The 13,891-nt window shown below is 42.2% G+C and carries 11 protein-coding genes and 7 tRNA genes; 3 read left to right on the forward strand and 15 right to left on the reverse strand.

Annotation, left to right across the window (positions count from 1 at the left end):
• The first annotated feature begins 267 nt into the window (after nt 1-267).
• The 3 genes from ACSLBF_RS11980 to ACSLBF_RS11990 all read left to right on the forward strand — a co-directional run bounded on the left by ACSLBF_RS11980 (nt 268) and on the right by ACSLBF_RS11990 (nt 2,434).
• Complete coding sequence (locus ACSLBF_RS11980) at nt 268-900, forward strand: LysE family translocator (protein WP_440053624.1); 633 nt, start codon at nt 268-270, stop codon at nt 898-900.
• Between the two features lie 101 nt (nt 901-1,001).
• Nucleotides 1,002-1,868, forward strand: coding sequence for an AraC family transcriptional regulator (locus ACSLBF_RS11985; protein ID WP_440053625.1), 867 nt, complete (start codon nt 1,002-1,004; stop codon nt 1,866-1,868).
• A gap of 134 nt (nt 1,869-2,002) precedes the next feature.
• Nucleotides 2,003-2,434: a GNAT family N-acetyltransferase gene (locus ACSLBF_RS11990; protein ID WP_440053626.1), complete on the forward strand. Its 432-nt coding sequence runs from the start codon at nt 2,003-2,005 to the stop codon at nt 2,432-2,434.
• A gap of 248 nt (nt 2,435-2,682) precedes the next feature.
• On the opposite strand, the gene ACSLBF_RS11995 is transcribed toward ACSLBF_RS11990, so the two are convergent.
• The 15 genes from ACSLBF_RS11995 to ACSLBF_RS12065 form a co-directional block, all read right to left on the reverse strand.
• The gene (locus ACSLBF_RS11995) at nt 2,683-3,195 is read right to left on the reverse strand and encodes a GNAT family N-acetyltransferase (protein ID WP_440053627.1); all 513 of its coding nucleotides are present in this window, start codon (nt 3,193-3,195) and stop codon (nt 2,683-2,685) included.
• A gap of 105 nt (nt 3,196-3,300) precedes the next feature.
• Nucleotides 3,301-4,557: an alpha/beta hydrolase-fold protein gene (locus ACSLBF_RS12000; RefSeq protein ID WP_440053628.1), complete on the reverse strand. Its 1,257-nt coding sequence runs from the start codon at nt 4,555-4,557 to the stop codon at nt 3,301-3,303.
• A gap of 425 nt (nt 4,558-4,982) precedes the next feature.
• Nucleotides 4,983-5,150, reverse strand: coding sequence for a hypothetical protein (locus ACSLBF_RS12005; RefSeq protein ID WP_440053629.1), 168 nt, complete (start codon nt 5,148-5,150; stop codon nt 4,983-4,985).
• Nucleotides 5,151-5,564: 414 nt separating this feature from the next.
• Entirely contained in the window at nt 5,565-6,434 is an 870-nt protein-coding gene (locus ACSLBF_RS12010; RefSeq protein ID WP_440053630.1) for a hypothetical protein, read from the reverse strand.
• A gap of 390 nt (nt 6,435-6,824) precedes the next feature.
• Nucleotides 6,825-7,358, reverse strand: a complete 534-nt coding sequence (locus tag ACSLBF_RS12015; RefSeq protein WP_440053631.1) for a hypothetical protein — start codon at nt 7,356-7,358, stop codon at nt 6,825-6,827.
• A 77-nt stretch (nt 7,359-7,435) separates the two neighbouring features.
• Nucleotides 7,436-10,525, reverse strand: coding sequence for an error-prone DNA polymerase (locus ACSLBF_RS12020; protein ID WP_440053632.1), 3,090 nt, complete (start codon nt 10,523-10,525; stop codon nt 7,436-7,438).
• The gene (locus ACSLBF_RS12025) at nt 10,525-11,859 is read right to left on the reverse strand and encodes a Y-family DNA polymerase (protein WP_440053633.1); all 1,335 of its coding nucleotides are present in this window, start codon (nt 11,857-11,859) and stop codon (nt 10,525-10,527) included. Before ACSLBF_RS12025 ends, ACSLBF_RS12020 begins: the two co-directional genes overlap by 1 nt.
• 79 nt (nt 11,860-11,938) lie before the next feature.
• Nucleotides 11,939-12,625 (reverse strand): translesion DNA synthesis-associated protein ImuA, encoded by a 687-nt coding sequence (imuA, locus tag ACSLBF_RS12030; protein ID WP_440053634.1) that lies wholly within the window; start codon nt 12,623-12,625, stop codon nt 11,939-11,941.
• 496 nt (nt 12,626-13,121) lie between these two features.
• Nucleotides 13,122-13,198 (reverse strand) — tRNA-Asp (locus ACSLBF_RS12035).
• Between the two features lie 31 nt (nt 13,199-13,229).
• Nucleotides 13,230-13,306: transfer RNA gene (locus ACSLBF_RS12040), tRNA-Asp, on the reverse strand.
• Between the two features lie 41 nt (nt 13,307-13,347).
• Nucleotides 13,348-13,424, reverse strand: a tRNA-Asp gene (locus ACSLBF_RS12045).
• A 50-nt stretch (nt 13,425-13,474) separates the two neighbouring features.
• Nucleotides 13,475-13,551: transfer RNA gene (locus ACSLBF_RS12050), tRNA-Asp, on the reverse strand.
• 32 nt (nt 13,552-13,583) lie between these two features.
• Nucleotides 13,584-13,660, reverse strand: a tRNA-Asp gene (locus ACSLBF_RS12055).
• Between the two features lie 30 nt (nt 13,661-13,690).
• Nucleotides 13,691-13,767, reverse strand: a tRNA-Asp gene (locus tag ACSLBF_RS12060).
• Between the two features lie 29 nt (nt 13,768-13,796).
• Nucleotides 13,797-13,873: transfer RNA gene (locus ACSLBF_RS12065), tRNA-Asp, on the reverse strand.
• Nucleotides 13,874-13,891: the final 18 nt, after the last annotated feature.

Consider the following 13,891-nt stretch of genomic DNA (forward strand, 5'->3'; position numbering starts at 1 on the left):
ATGATGAATTAACTAATCCGCTATTTTGTTATCTTCACACTACTTATTGCCGCGATTACTTCTTATAGTTACGGTCATAAAACAGGCATGTTTGCCTTTGTGGCGTTAGGCGTGTTATTTGAGTTACTCACTTGGATTAAATTTTCTTCGAAGAAGAAAAGCTAGAGCATAACGATAAGCTGGACTTTCGCACACCACAAAACACAGGTATTTTTGCCTTTTGTATGGGTATTTTCCCCTTTAACCCTTAATAGAACTAAAAATTAAATGATTGATATAACTATTCTACCGGTATTTTTTATCGCAACATTTTTTCTTGTTATCTCACCCGGTCCAGACTTATTACTTATATCTACCTATTCATCTAGCAGAGGTTTTAAAGCTGGTTTAATGATAGCGCTGGGTATTTTTGTTGCTGGGGTAATACAAACCTTGCTCGTCGCTTTTGGTTTGGGACAGCTCATGCAGGCGATGCCATTGCTGGTTTGGCTGATAAAAATAGTGGGTGCACTGTACCTTGTTTGGTTAGGGCTTGGCCTATTGAAAGCATGGCTAAGCAAACAGCCTTTAGAAACAAGCAACATGAAAGCTGTGGCTATAAGTTCACACCAACTTGTCTATCAAGGCTTGTTTAATAATCTAATGAACCCCAAAGCCTTACTCTTTTTTAGCATGTTTTTACCGCAATTTACGCATGCTGATTTAGCGCTTACCCCACAAATTCTTATTCTTGGGCTGCTATTAAGCGGTTTTGCTTTAGCGATAAATGTCGTATTCGCATTGTCTTTTAGTAAGCTTGGAAGTGTTGTTGGAGGTAAGTTTAGATTAGGCAAACACACCGACGGCCTTTTAGGTATCATATTTTTAGGTCTCGCAACACGACTAGCGGTTAGTGATTAATCACACACCTGAACTTAGTTTTGAGCAATTGAGCAATTTTGGTCAAGTGTTGTAGATATGCGCATATTAAGATTGCCGAGCTAAGGAGAGGAAAAGGTCTTATGTCAAAATATCAAAAGCGGTTTATTAAAGTGATTGATTATATTGAAGCGAATCTTGATGAGAAGCTTGATATCAACAAGCTGTGTCAGTTCGCTCACTTGTCTAAGTATCACTTCCATAGACAAAGCTCAGCATACTTTGGCATACCCATTGTTTCAATTATCCGGTTGTTGCGTCTTAAGCGTGCAGCTTTTCAACTCGCTTACAGAAATGAAACCCGTGTTACCGATATCGCGTTGCAAAATGGCTACCAAAGTCATGAAGCATTTTCGCGCGCGTTTAAAAAGCATTTCGCAAAAAGCCCGGTTGAATTCAGAAAAGCACCGGATTGGACTCCTTGGCTCAATATTTATGATCCTATCACTACGCTAAGGAAGAAAATTATGAATCATCACGCCTCGTTTGACGTTAAGCTCGTGGACTTTCCAAAAACCAATATTGCCGTTATGGAACACCGAGGTGCGCCGCACTTATTGGCAAGTACGATACAAAAGTTTATCGACTGGAGAAAACGCCATAGGCTCCCACCAAGTAAGAGCAGGACCTTTAATTTACTCTATGATGATCCCAATGTCGTCACCCCTGATGAATTCAGGTTTGATCTCTGTTGTACTTTACAAAGCCAGTTAGAAGACAATGCAGACGGTGTTATCAACAAAATCATCCCTGCAGGAAAGTGTGCGGTTATCCGGCATATTGGTAGCGATGATGCGATTGGTTTGGCAGTAAACTATTTGTACTGTGAATGGTTAGCAGAGTCTGATTTTGAAGTGAGAGACTTTCCTATTTTCTTGGAACGGGTGAGTTTCTTTCCCGAAGTACCTGAGCATGAGATGATAACCGATATTTACTTGCCTATTGAGTAAACTCCAGATGTTTGCATCCAGTGCCAACGAACATGCAACCATTCGCAAACTAAAAATCGACTTTAAGGGAATAATCAAGCTACTATAGCCACTCGCGGCCGCACATGACTTCCGGTCTAATTTAAGGAAATAACATGATTGTTGAAAATGTGCTTCCCGAGTATCACGCAGAGTTGCTTGATGTTTGGGAAAACTCAGTCCGAGCAACGCATGACTTTATTACAGAAGAAGATATTGCGTTTTTTAAACCCATTATCATGGAACAAGCTTTTCCCGCTGTCACATTAAAGTGTATTAAAGACAGACATGGCGCAATTCAAGGTTTTTTGGGTGCGCATGAGGAAAAAATCGAAATGCTGTTTGTGTTAAACGAAGCCAGAGGCAAAGGCATTGGTAAAGCTCTAATCATGTTCGCTATTGAGCAATTAGGCGCTACCAAAGTGGATGTGAATGAACAAAACCCATTGGCTGTCGGTTTTTATCAGCACATGGGCTTTAACATTACATCGCGTTCACCGCTTGATGATATGGGTAAACCATTTCCAATTCTACATATGGCGTTATAACGCTCGGTTTATCGTCAACCTGCTTGCTAGAAGAAACGCCCAAGGCCAATAACCTTGGGCGTTTCCGTATTAGCCATTAGCTAAAACAATTCAGCCTCTTAATGACGTGATCTATTTTGAGGCAAGGTAAGAATCTTGCTATTTAATTGTTCTAAATAAGAAATTTTTAACACCGCTAACGTCAGGTTTAGCTCCTCAAAATGATGAGTTATTAATGAGGATTGATATTAGCCCAAGCATCCAACGTATTATTCAGCTCTAGAGACTCTATATTCAAAAAACACCACTCCACTTTCACTATGTAATTGTTTAGAAAAACCGAGCTTGTTAAGTAAGTGAATAGAAGCATAGTTGGAGTGTTCGACTCCAGCAATAAGCTTAACCCAAGACTCTGACGTGCTGACTGTTTGGATAAAGCCTTGTAGTAATTCACTGGCAATGCCTTTACCCCAGTGTTGTTCAGCAAGTAAGTAACCAATATGTGCAATCGTGTCGTTTTCAACATAGGCAAATAAAAAACCGATGGTTTCTTCTAGCTCTGACTTCACTTGCAGTAATCGGCTTTCAGATTGCATCCGAGTCAACCATTGTTCAGCTAATGCGGTTGAGTCGATATCATGAAAATAAGGAGGTAGGTTTTTGACTACGCTAGGAGTAAGAATGTCAGGCACTTGCTCAATAAGACGTTTACGCTCAGTGACGGAAAAAGTATTTTCAATCTCAACGATTTGTAATCTTTTGGTCTGAAATGATAATACCATCTTCACTCCCATTTAAATTTAATCCAGCATAAACACATGAACCAAAATTATCACTGATAAATAACGAAATAACCCCGCTTACCTTCTTGTGAAATATTTAGCACCTTATTCTACCGTCGAGGTTAGTTGCTTAATATATTGCATGAGACGCTGCTTATTTTGTTCACTGCCTGCGAATTGCAACGCAACATTAGCGTTTGCTATCGCTTGAGTGCTATTTTCATTCGCTTCAAATGCTTTTGCCAACGATTCGTACGCTTGCCAAGATTTAGGTTGATACTCAGTATAACGTTTAGCGATTTCGAGTGCTTCTGCTGCTCTGTTTTGTCTAATCAAGTGTGTACTAATATAACCGAGTCGGTTGACACTATTCCAGCGTGTCGCCCTGGGCAATATAGTAAAACCGTAACGCTCACTTAATTGGTCAAAGTATTTATCTAGGTTTTGCAACGCATTACCGGGCTTGGCAACAATATCGCGATACTTCGCAGACCAAAGTGATTTGGGATATTTTATTTCTAGCACATCCAACATGGTTTTTATTAACGCATCATAATGCCCTTCATTGTCATAGACCTTGAGTGTAAACGGAAGATCTTTGATTTTGCTTAATCTGTTTTCAAGTTTATTCACATTAGCTTGATACTTTTCTTGTTTTTTCAAGTCATCATCGGCAACGGCAAAAAAGACAAGCGGATTTGTTTTTGGTTCTTTAGACAACCGAGCGGCTAAACCATCAATCATGCTTTTATTCGGCGCGTGTCCCATCCCAATAATATCCGCGGCAGCCAAAAAAATGTAAGTGTCGAACAAATGTTTGTCATGAATCAGGTTATTAAACGGGAAAAAGCTGCTCGTTGAAATAGCAACCACACTACGTTTGTTGTTAGCTCGATATTGCTTTTCTAGAAACGGGAATAGTTCATTTTGATAAAACTGATGATACTTCTCAGGCTCTCCCCACGATGGCCATTTCTCACTTGGTTGACTACCAAACATATCATTGTGGTAAATATCTGGCGATGGACTGCCACCATCAATGCTGACGACGATGGTTTCTGGCATGCGTTCAACATCAGCTAAATGCTTTACAACCCCACTGACTGCATGAAAGTACTCATGACCATGTTTGCCAACAATAAAAATAACGGGATAAGTATGAAGCTCAGAGGAAAGAGCAAAGTTGCTTGGTAGCGCGATTTTAAGGAAAATTTCCTCATTTAATATATCGGATTTTATAACTAACTCGCTACCTATTGCTATGGGGCTCTGCTCACTTACCGTTACCGCGGCTTTACTGAACACTGAAACGGATAAAAATATAAACAGAATAACAGACTTAACACCCTTTAATACAACCACCAATACCTCCTAGTATGTAACTCAAGTTATACGTTTAAAACTACCGAACCCGTTACTATAACGCTATCGGTTCGCTGTTTTAATCGAACGAATTTGCCGCGCACCAACCCACTGTTGGCTCCTTTATACAAACGTTTAGACAAAGCAACACGGCCAATTCCCCTTATTAGTAACAGCACTTGATAGCGATTGTCCAATGGGCAACGTTAAACACAGAGTAATTTATGATAAACGGCGGGTTGAGAACGTTTATTGTGAGTCTAAGAATCGCGGTGCGTATTGATTTGAGCTATTAGGCTTTATGAGATCTAACTATTGTATTGCGGTAAAAATAGGTTTCTAACGTCTTTGTCCTAATCACAACATATCTTTTATTCGTTGCTCATTAAATCTTATTAGTAAAGTATCAGATTGTAGGATGACGCCTACGGCTTACCCAACCAGGTATCTTGAGTAACAACTTCTGCCGTTTGTGATGTCTTTGGTCTGGAAGAGTCCCCCACTCTAGGTCTGTTATAACGCAGTATGCTGTATGGGGAAGGTGACTGCTTTAATAATTCATCAATGACCTTTTGCCAACTGCTAAAAGGCATTCTAAATCCATTCATAAAACTAATACAGGAGCATTCTCACCTTGTTCAGCAAACGCGTACTCTATGTAACTCTGAGCATCCAATCGCTTTTGTTTTAATGTTAGTTTCAAATTTTGCTCCATTTGTGTACTTCACCAGACTCGAAATAATTAGGGTCCTAGCTGAATAGGCATTTTAAGAGGCTATCAGTAGCTTCAATGTAGCGACACTACCAATTTCAAAATCTCACCTACCAAAGCAGCTCCTATAAAAGGTGAATAAAGTACGCTCAGGTTAACCTTAAATACCCCTAGTATTTCTTAATGATCGGAAAAGTAGTGATGTTACTATTGATAAGCAATACTGCATATAAATACCGATGTGCTATTCATTAAACGAGTAGGCTTCTATTGCAGGAAGCCTTCCCAACCTATTTTACTGAAAGGATAATCCAAACATTAATACGGCTGGAGACTCATTCGTTCCAGTAGCCGATATTCGAATTTTAGTGGCTGTCACTGCCGTAGGAAGTGAAAACTCTTGTCGCTGCCAAGTTCTTGTCGTAGGGATTTGCTCAAAGTAAAATTCACCTTTAGTCACCCATTGGCCATCTTCCCATATATCAAAATTGAAAGTCGAAAGTCGAGTTCCATATCTATTGTTGAAAGAGCCCAGTCTAAATGTTTTAAGTTCAAAGGGACGTTTAAAAGTCAGATAAAACGACATTGGAAATGGTGTGCCTCCAGTGTCAGACTGAACATAAAGACCACGAGATTGATCCAATTGTGCAAACGGAAATGGCTCTAAACCATGCTCATCAACCAAAAAACCTTCATTTAATGGGTTCGCGCGGTCATAACTACCTCCCGAGAAAATGGGATCTGCACTGAATTCAAGAATATCATTGTAAGTTGGTACATCAGATGAAGGTGCTCCCTCTAGATAAACAGAAAAGTCGCCTTTATCTTGGTTAGGGCCGAACCAAACACCATGCCAATTACCTTCCGAGCTTTCGGTACCCATGAACCACTTTTGAATACCGTTTTCTACTAAATTAAATTGCACGCGTCTTGTATTACCAGAGCCATAAAAAAGGTTGTTACTGGCCTCAATATGACCCGTTAGCGGTCCGCCATCGCTACTAGTCCCAAACAATATAGAACCTGACTGTTTCAAATTGACCCTACTCTGCATTTGTTCTGTATTTTGACCATCCAATACATTATCAAAATAAATAATCTGTTCAGATGCGTCGTTCGCAGATATGTTAAATGCGATTAGGGATAATAGGCATAGTTGTTTCATACGTATTCCTTATAGATTTTATCCATGGGCAAGCAAAGCACACATTAGTTTTATCAGCTTACTGTTAACTAAATATGAGCAAGGTTCTCTCTTGGCAATTTTTATGTCCCTTATAAAATACAGGAAAGAACTAAAATCAAAAGTGTAATTATATAAATTTTAACGTGTTATCCGCAGCTGGTTCTTCAAAGCTACTTTGTGGCTTAACTAACTTAACTGGATATATATGGTCACTCAGGCTGAATCAACCTGATCTTTGAATTTCTACTATCCAAATATACAAGTTCTGAATTCAGTGCAAGGAAATTACAATGTCGGATGGCACTTCGCTTATCCGACCTACGGATTACGTGATGGGCTAGTGTTTTTGTGCGAAGAGTTTTACGCGCTCTAGGGCCGAGCGCGTGTGTTTCCTTCTTTTTCGTCTTTATCTTTATCTTTATCTTTGTCTTTATTTTTTTGCTTGTCTTTTCGTTTATTTTTGGCTTTTTCGCGGCGTTCTTTTGCTTGCTGTTTACGAGCCTCTTTTTGAGCTTTCGCGGCGGCTTTACGAGCTTCTTTCGCTTCTTGATGGGCTGCTTTACGTGCATCTCGTTGCGCAGCTTCGGCTTGTTTGCGCTCATCACGTTGTGCTTTATCTAGCGACTTTCTTGCTTCGCGATCGGCTTCTGAAGCTTCTTTGCGCGCTTCACGTTCCGCTTCGGTCTTTTCCTCTCTTGCTTCACGCTTTGACTCTGCTGCGGCCTTACGCGCTTCTTTTTGCGCTTTCGCTGCGTCTTTACGTGCTTCTTTTTCTGCTTTTGTTAGTTTTTCCGCGCTTTCTTCCTGTTTATTTTCTTCACTACTAGGGAGTGACTGCGCCATTGCACCGACAGAGAACAACACCAACAGGGATAAGATGGCTCCAATTACACGCTTGTTCATTACGCTTCCTTTAATTTGGCTTTGGACAAGTTAAGTATTGTCTACGCCTGTAATATCGCAATGATATTTGTCGCATTTTAGTGAAATGCGCGTGCTTTAATTGTCATTTCGGCAAGCCACTCACTGCGGTCAATCAGACGTCCGGCAATCACATGGATCACTTCACCTTGCTTTTCAACAATACCTTTTACTTCAAGTAACTGTGCTGCCATATAAGCCTTTTTTTGTGCTCTGGCAGTCCCTGACCAAACAATCACGTTAATGTTTCCGGTTTCATCTTCTAGTGTAAAAAATGTCACGCCTTTTGCGGTTCCCGGCGCTTGTTTGCCAGTCACTAACCCTACAATGGTCACCAGCGACTTATGCCGTTGCTGCTTTAGTTGAGTAGCTGTTACAGCATGAGTAATGAGGCCCGCGCGTTTAAGCTGCAACACTGGGTGAGCTCTTAACGATACGCCAGTGGCGTTAAAGTCTTCTTGTAATTCTTCATATTCACTGGCACTTATTTGTAGCTGCTCGTCTTCTTCATCAACTTTATCGAGCAGAGGGAGCGTTTTAGTTTTATCAAGTAACTGCCATCTCGCACTGTAGCGACTATCAACAAAACCGTGCACGGCACCGGCAGAAATGAGTTGCTCAATAGTGCTATGCTGCAAGCCACACTGCTGTAACTGAACCATACGAGAAAAGCCTTGCTCTGGCCGATGCTTAATAATAAATTCAGCATCAGTCGCACTTAATCCTTTGATTAGCCGCATGCCTAAGCGCACAGCATACGCACTCTTCTTGTCCTTAAAGTTTGATGGTTGAGCAACCACTTGATGATCATAACCCGAGTGATTAATACAAATAGGCAAAATAGTGACTTGGTGTCGCTTGGCGTCTTGTAGTAATTGAGAAGCGGAATAAAACCCCATGGGTAAGCTATTTAACAAAGCAACATAAAACATTGCCGGGTAATGATACTTTAACCAAGCCGACGCATACGCCAATACTGCAAACGAAGCTGAGTGGCTTTCAGGGAAACCATACTCCCCAAAGCCGCAGATTTGGGCAAATATTTGTTCCGCAAAGCTGCGTTCATAACCGCGTTCACGCATCCCCTTAATCAGCTTGTCTTTAAATGGCATGAGTTCACCACTTTTTTTCCATGCCGCCATAGCACGACGCAGTTGATCGGCTTCTCCTCCGGTAAATCCAGCAGCAACCATCGCCAGTTTGATCACTTGCTCTTGAAAAATGGGGACGCCCATTGTTCGCTCTAATACAGCCTTTACCGCTTGCGATGGGTAGCTGACGGGCTCAAGTCCATCTCGGCGTTTTAAAAAGGGATGCACCATATCACCTTGAATTGGACCCGGCCTAACAATGGCGATTTGGATCACCAAATCGTAATAGCATTTGGGTTTAAGCCTTGGCAACATGCTCATTTGCGCACGGGATTCTACCTGAAACACCCCTATGCTATCGCCTTGCTGCAGCATACGATACACCTCAGGATCGTCTTGCATACGCGTGAGCATCGCCAAGTCCAACTGTCGCTGTGTATGCACTGCGATATAAGCAAAACATTTCCGAATGGCACTCAGCATCCCCAGCGCTAACACATCCACTTTAAGTAGTTTTAGTACTTCTAAATCGTCTTTATCCCATTGAATAATGCTGCGTTCTGGCATTGCAGCGTTTTCAACCGGAACCAGTTCATATAAGGGAGTTTGTGAAATCACAAATCCCCCAACGTGTTGAGACAAGTGCCTTGGAAAGCCTAAAATTTCATTGACTAAGAGGATTAGGTGCTGACCTTTTAGTGTATCCGGATTTAACCCTAATTCAACTAATTGTGCCTGCCAGTTTAGGCCTTTGTCTCTGCGATTTAAGTTTTTGATAAAGTACTCAATTTGTGACAGCTCTATGCCAAGCGCTTTACCTACATCTCTCAGCGCACTTTTTAGACGGTAAGTAATCACCGTCGCCGCCAGTGCAGCTCGCTGACGACCATACTTTTTATAAATATATTGGATCACTTCTTCACGGCGATGATGTTCAAAATCAACATCAATATCTGGCGGCTCATCACGCTCTTTACTGATAAAGCGCTCGAACAATACGCCCACCTGTCTTGGATCAACCGCAGTGATCTCTAAGCAATAACACACTACCGAGTTAGCAGCAGAGCCTCGACCTTGATATAAGATCCCTTGCCGTTTAGCAAACATCACAATGTCGTGAATGGTAATAAAAAAGAATGGGTAATCCAGTTGTTCAATTAAGTCGAGTTCCTTATCGATGATAGCTGCAATATCAGTTGGTACGCCGTCAGGGAATCGACTCTTTTTACCTTGCTCCACCAACTGCCTAAGGTAAGCGATTGGCGTTTTCCCCGTTGGGACTAACTCCTTTGGATATTGATAATTCAGTTCGGATAGTGAAAACTGGCAGGCATTAGCGATTTTCACCGTCTCTACTAGCCATTCACCTTTAAAAAGCTTGCTCAACTTATGTAAAGGTCGTAACGCTTGCTCGGTATTCGTCAGCAGTTTTTCAGGAATGGCATCTATTGTTTTATTCAGACGGATCGCCGTTAGCGTATGCTGTAGTGCCTGACGTGACGTACAATGCATCACCACTCCACCGACGGCACAAATAGGAATGCTATAAGTTGTAGATAAAGATTCCGTATGGCGTAGCTTCACAGCATCTTGCTCAGTAAGTAGCCTTTGGTAAGCTATCCATAATCGTCCTTGGTGATACTTTTTCAGCCACTCAAGGTGAGCGACATCATGCTTATTGCCTGTAGGCAAGAATAGCAATAAGCCATGCTTAATAGACATAAGATCCCAGTCGCTCAGCTGGTATTGGCCTTTTTCACTGCGTTGCCGTGCGTTACTGATAACACGACACAGCTCACTGTAAGCCAGATGAGTGGGACACAAAACAACGACTTCCATGCCTCGATGTTTAAGCAAACTGCCAATAATGAGCTTAAGCTTTAGCTGGTGTGTTTTGTGATAGGCGTAGGCACGTACCACGCCTGCTAATGAACATTCATCCGTAATCGCAAGCGCTTGATACTCCAGAGCATCAGCCTGCCGTACCAATTCTTCCGGTTTTGATGCACCCGTTAAAAACGAAAAGTTACTTTGCGCGCATAGCTCAGCGTATTCCATTAGCAGAATACTCCATGTAAAAACCAGCGTTGTTGGCTATCTCTAAATACCCAAAGTAGCTGCTGTTGCTGATTACGAACAATAAAGTAATCTCGTTGGATTGTGTGGCCATCCCACCATCCTGTTGCAATACGCTCGGGACCAGACACATGCTGGACTTTTTCAGTCAAAGGCTGGGGCTCAGGCAGTAGCATGCTCGGTCTGAATTTAGGGCTTAGTGGTAGTTGTTTGTCACATCGTCTATCATGATAGCGCGTCGCGTATTCAGGCCTTGGATCTCCAGTTAACGATGGAAAACAAACACTGCCATGACCCAGCTTGGCGCGCAGTAAGGATAACAGAGCAAGTTCACTCATCGCCGTTTGTTGGCGAGTAAACAAGTCTGGTGTTGTTACCTCTTGTGTCAGCAGTTTATCCACTTTTAAGCGCACTTCTTGCACTGGCGCTAAAAGTGTTATTGGTGCTAATTTCAAATCTAATAAGCGCTTCCAATACTGCGCCTGATATTGTGGCTCAGCGCTGCTTACCTCTAGTTCGACAGCTTCTGCATCTCTGAGTAAAAAATAAAAATGTAATGTGCTGGCCAGCTTATTACGGCATCGTAAAAAGGCCTCTAGCTTCAGTAACATATTCATTAATAATGCGTCTATCCAAGCCAATAGCTCTGCTTCATAAAGGAGTGGCACAGTAAGCTCAAAAGTTTCAGTAGGTTGGTAGAACTTGGCTGTTTCATGAAATTTACCAAATAAGCAGCCTATATAATGCACTACTTCACTATCAAATCGCTTAGATAATTCTGATATCGATAAATGCTGTAACTGCCCTACAGTTTTGATCCCAGCACGACGTAGCTGCTCAATTGCTTTACTATCTAACTCGGTATTTGCTAAAGCAATACTATATAGCCGTTTGCTAGTCTGAGCTTGACTGATATCGACACGATTAATACCTTGCTGAGCAAGCAACTTGGCCATTTTTATCGAACAGGCATTAGCATATCGATAGCTTAGTGTTAGTGGTTTTAATACGTCGTCAGCTGCCTGCCAAAAAGCAGCCACTGAGGGGTAAATCGCCAGCATAGTATCAACTTTTAGTGCGACACCTTTGCAACTATCAATACAAAGATCTGCACTGACGTTATAAAGCACAGTAGCTATCTGAGTCATGCTCTGTCTTTCTAACTCAGCATCATAAGATAATACTTGTAAGTGCTCACAAAGGGATATTGCCGTACCAAGTCCCATTCCCGCCTTAATTCCTTGAACTTCAGCATGCTGATTTAATTGCACTACTTGGTTCTTTCTGCCATCGATAATAATAATGGCTTTTGTCATTTCCTCTGTCATTGATGTAGTTAGCAAGCTTTCCAATTGTAACTTTGGAAAGTAAATATAGAGCCACTGCATTATTACCTCAGCTGCTCAACCGTTGCTGAGCATGAGTCAGCATGACTATATTGTTTGCTGTACCAAATGGCTGATGGGCTTGCAGCTCAGGCCAATAAAACCGGTTTTCTAGTTTAACTGTTGCATGACTAAAGTTGCCTCTATGCTTTTTTATCTCTATCTGGATACCTGACTCTTGCGCTTTAACAGATAAGGATAAAGCAATCGGCAATGACCCCATAAATGCATTATTATGTAGCGCAAAGAGTCGACAGTCTCCCTGTTCCGCAGCGAGCTGCAAGCGTTTCACCACCGCGACCTCAAACTGTTCATGCCATAGCATTACCGTGCCACAGGCACCACTTTTTAAGCATTGCTCGGCGCTCCATAACGCATCTTTATGGGAATCACACTCTAATAGCATCAACTCATCGGCTCTAACCCCTTGATATGCTAGTGCTTCTGCATAAATACAACTTGGTGGTTGGATCAACACCTTAATACGTTCATCTTGGCCTAAATGCGGTAATAACAAACGTAACTCACCAGAGCCAAAAAGGGATTCAACTAAGATCATTCCATGCCGCGGCCAGCCACCATAAAGTGCCGTATCCAACTCTTTAAATCCTGTTGAAATAGTCTCCATAGCATGTCGATGTCCCCGACCACGCCAGACCAAATGCTTACGCTGTAACAAATTAAGGAAATCAGCCATACGTCACCCAAACACTGTTTATATATACAGTATATTCAAAGTGGGCGAGATCGCAAGATGAACACGGCAAGATCTTATTGCACTAAATGCAACTTATACCAATCCACTTAATGAAGTGATCTATTTTGAGGCAAGGAAAACTTGGCGATAGCACCGCTATCGCGTCCTGCTACGCTTAGGTACCTATATCCGTGTACGCAAGGCAAGAATTTTGCTATTTAGTTGTTCTAAATGAGAAATTTTTAGCGCAGCTATCGTCAGATTTAATCTTTCAAAATGATTAAGTGTTATTGCGAATTGGTATTAAAACCGTAGACAACGGGTTTCTCTCAAATGAAGCATATACTAATGTGAGTTGGTATTAGTGCGTATTGTATCGAAAACATACAATCAGGAACGGAAAAGGTAAAAGTTAAGTAAGGAGATCAGTAAAAATAATTGTATTTCTTTAGATTAAAAGACAGGGAAGAATATAGAAAAATATAGATTTACTAAATGGCGGAGTGGACGGGACTCGAACCCGCGACCCCCGGCGTGACAGGCCGGTATTCTAACCAACTGAACTACCACTCCGCAGCGATAGATTTAGTAAGATATCAATAAATGGCGGAGTGGACGGGACTCGAACCCGCGACCCCCGGCGTGACAGGCCGGTATTCTAACCAACTGAACTACCACTCCGCTGAGATATCTTGATGACTTTAATTGACTCTGATTTGTGTTGGCGGAGTGGACGGGACTCGAACCCGCGACCCCCGGCGTGACAGGCCGGTATTCTAACCAACTGAACTACCACTCCACAGAGTAAATAAGCTGCCATTGAGCTTATAAAAATTTGCATATTAAAACTGGCGGAGTGGACGGGACTCGAACCCGCGACCCCCGGCGTGACAGGCCGGTATTCTAACCAACTGAACTACCACTCCACAGAGTATTAATATGACTGCTTCTAAAGTGTTGGCGGAGTGGACGGGACTCGAACCCGCGACCCCCGGCGTGACAGGCCGGTATTCTAACCAACTGAACTACCACTCCAAAGAAGCATGCACCATTGAAATAAGTAATTGGCGGAGTGGACGGGACTCGAACCCGCGACCCCCGGCGTGACAGGCCGGTATTCTAACCAACTGAACTACCACTCCAGCGTGTACTTATAAATACTGAGGAAAATTGGCGGAGTGGACGGGACTCGAACCCGCGACCCCCGGCGTGACAGGCCGGTATTCTAACCAACTGAACTACCACTCCGCATGCATTTTTGCAGTA

Origin of the sequence: Pseudoalteromonas sp. T1lg65 (genome assembly GCF_051930985.1) — a bacterium.
In the GTDB taxonomy this organism is placed as follows: Bacteria; Pseudomonadota; Gammaproteobacteria; order Enterobacterales; family Alteromonadaceae; genus Pseudoalteromonas.

Coding starts and splice junctions, on each gene's coding strand:
- ACSLBF_RS11980 (WP_440053624.1), top strand. CDS start 268: ATGATTGATATAACTATTCTACCGGTATTTTTTATCGCAACATTTTTT.
- ACSLBF_RS11985 (WP_440053625.1), top strand. CDS start 1,002: ATGTCAAAATATCAAAAGCGGTTTATTAAAGTGATTGATTATATTGAA.
- ACSLBF_RS11990 (WP_440053626.1), top strand. CDS start 2,003: ATGATTGTTGAAAATGTGCTTCCCGAGTATCACGCAGAGTTGCTTGAT.
- ACSLBF_RS11995 (WP_440053627.1), bottom strand. CDS start 3,195: ATGGTATTATCATTTCAGACCAAAAGATTACAAATCGTTGAGATTGAA.
- ACSLBF_RS12005 (WP_440053629.1), bottom strand. CDS start 5,150: ATGCCTTTTAGCAGTTGGCAAAAGGTCATTGATGAATTATTAAAGCAG.
- ACSLBF_RS12010 (WP_440053630.1), bottom strand. CDS start 6,434: ATGAAACAACTATGCCTATTATCCCTAATCGCATTTAACATATCTGCG.
- ACSLBF_RS12015 (WP_440053631.1), bottom strand. CDS start 7,358: ATGAACAAGCGTGTAATTGGAGCCATCTTATCCCTGTTGGTGTTGTTC.
- ACSLBF_RS12020 (WP_440053632.1), bottom strand. CDS start 10,525: ATGGAATACGCTGAGCTATGCGCGCAAAGTAACTTTTCGTTTTTAACG.
- ACSLBF_RS12025 (WP_440053633.1), bottom strand. CDS start 11,859: ATGACAAAAGCCATTATTATTATCGATGGCAGAAAGAACCAAGTAGTG.
- imuA (WP_440053634.1), bottom strand. CDS start 12,625: ATGGCTGATTTCCTTAATTTGTTACAGCGTAAGCATTTGGTCTGGCGT.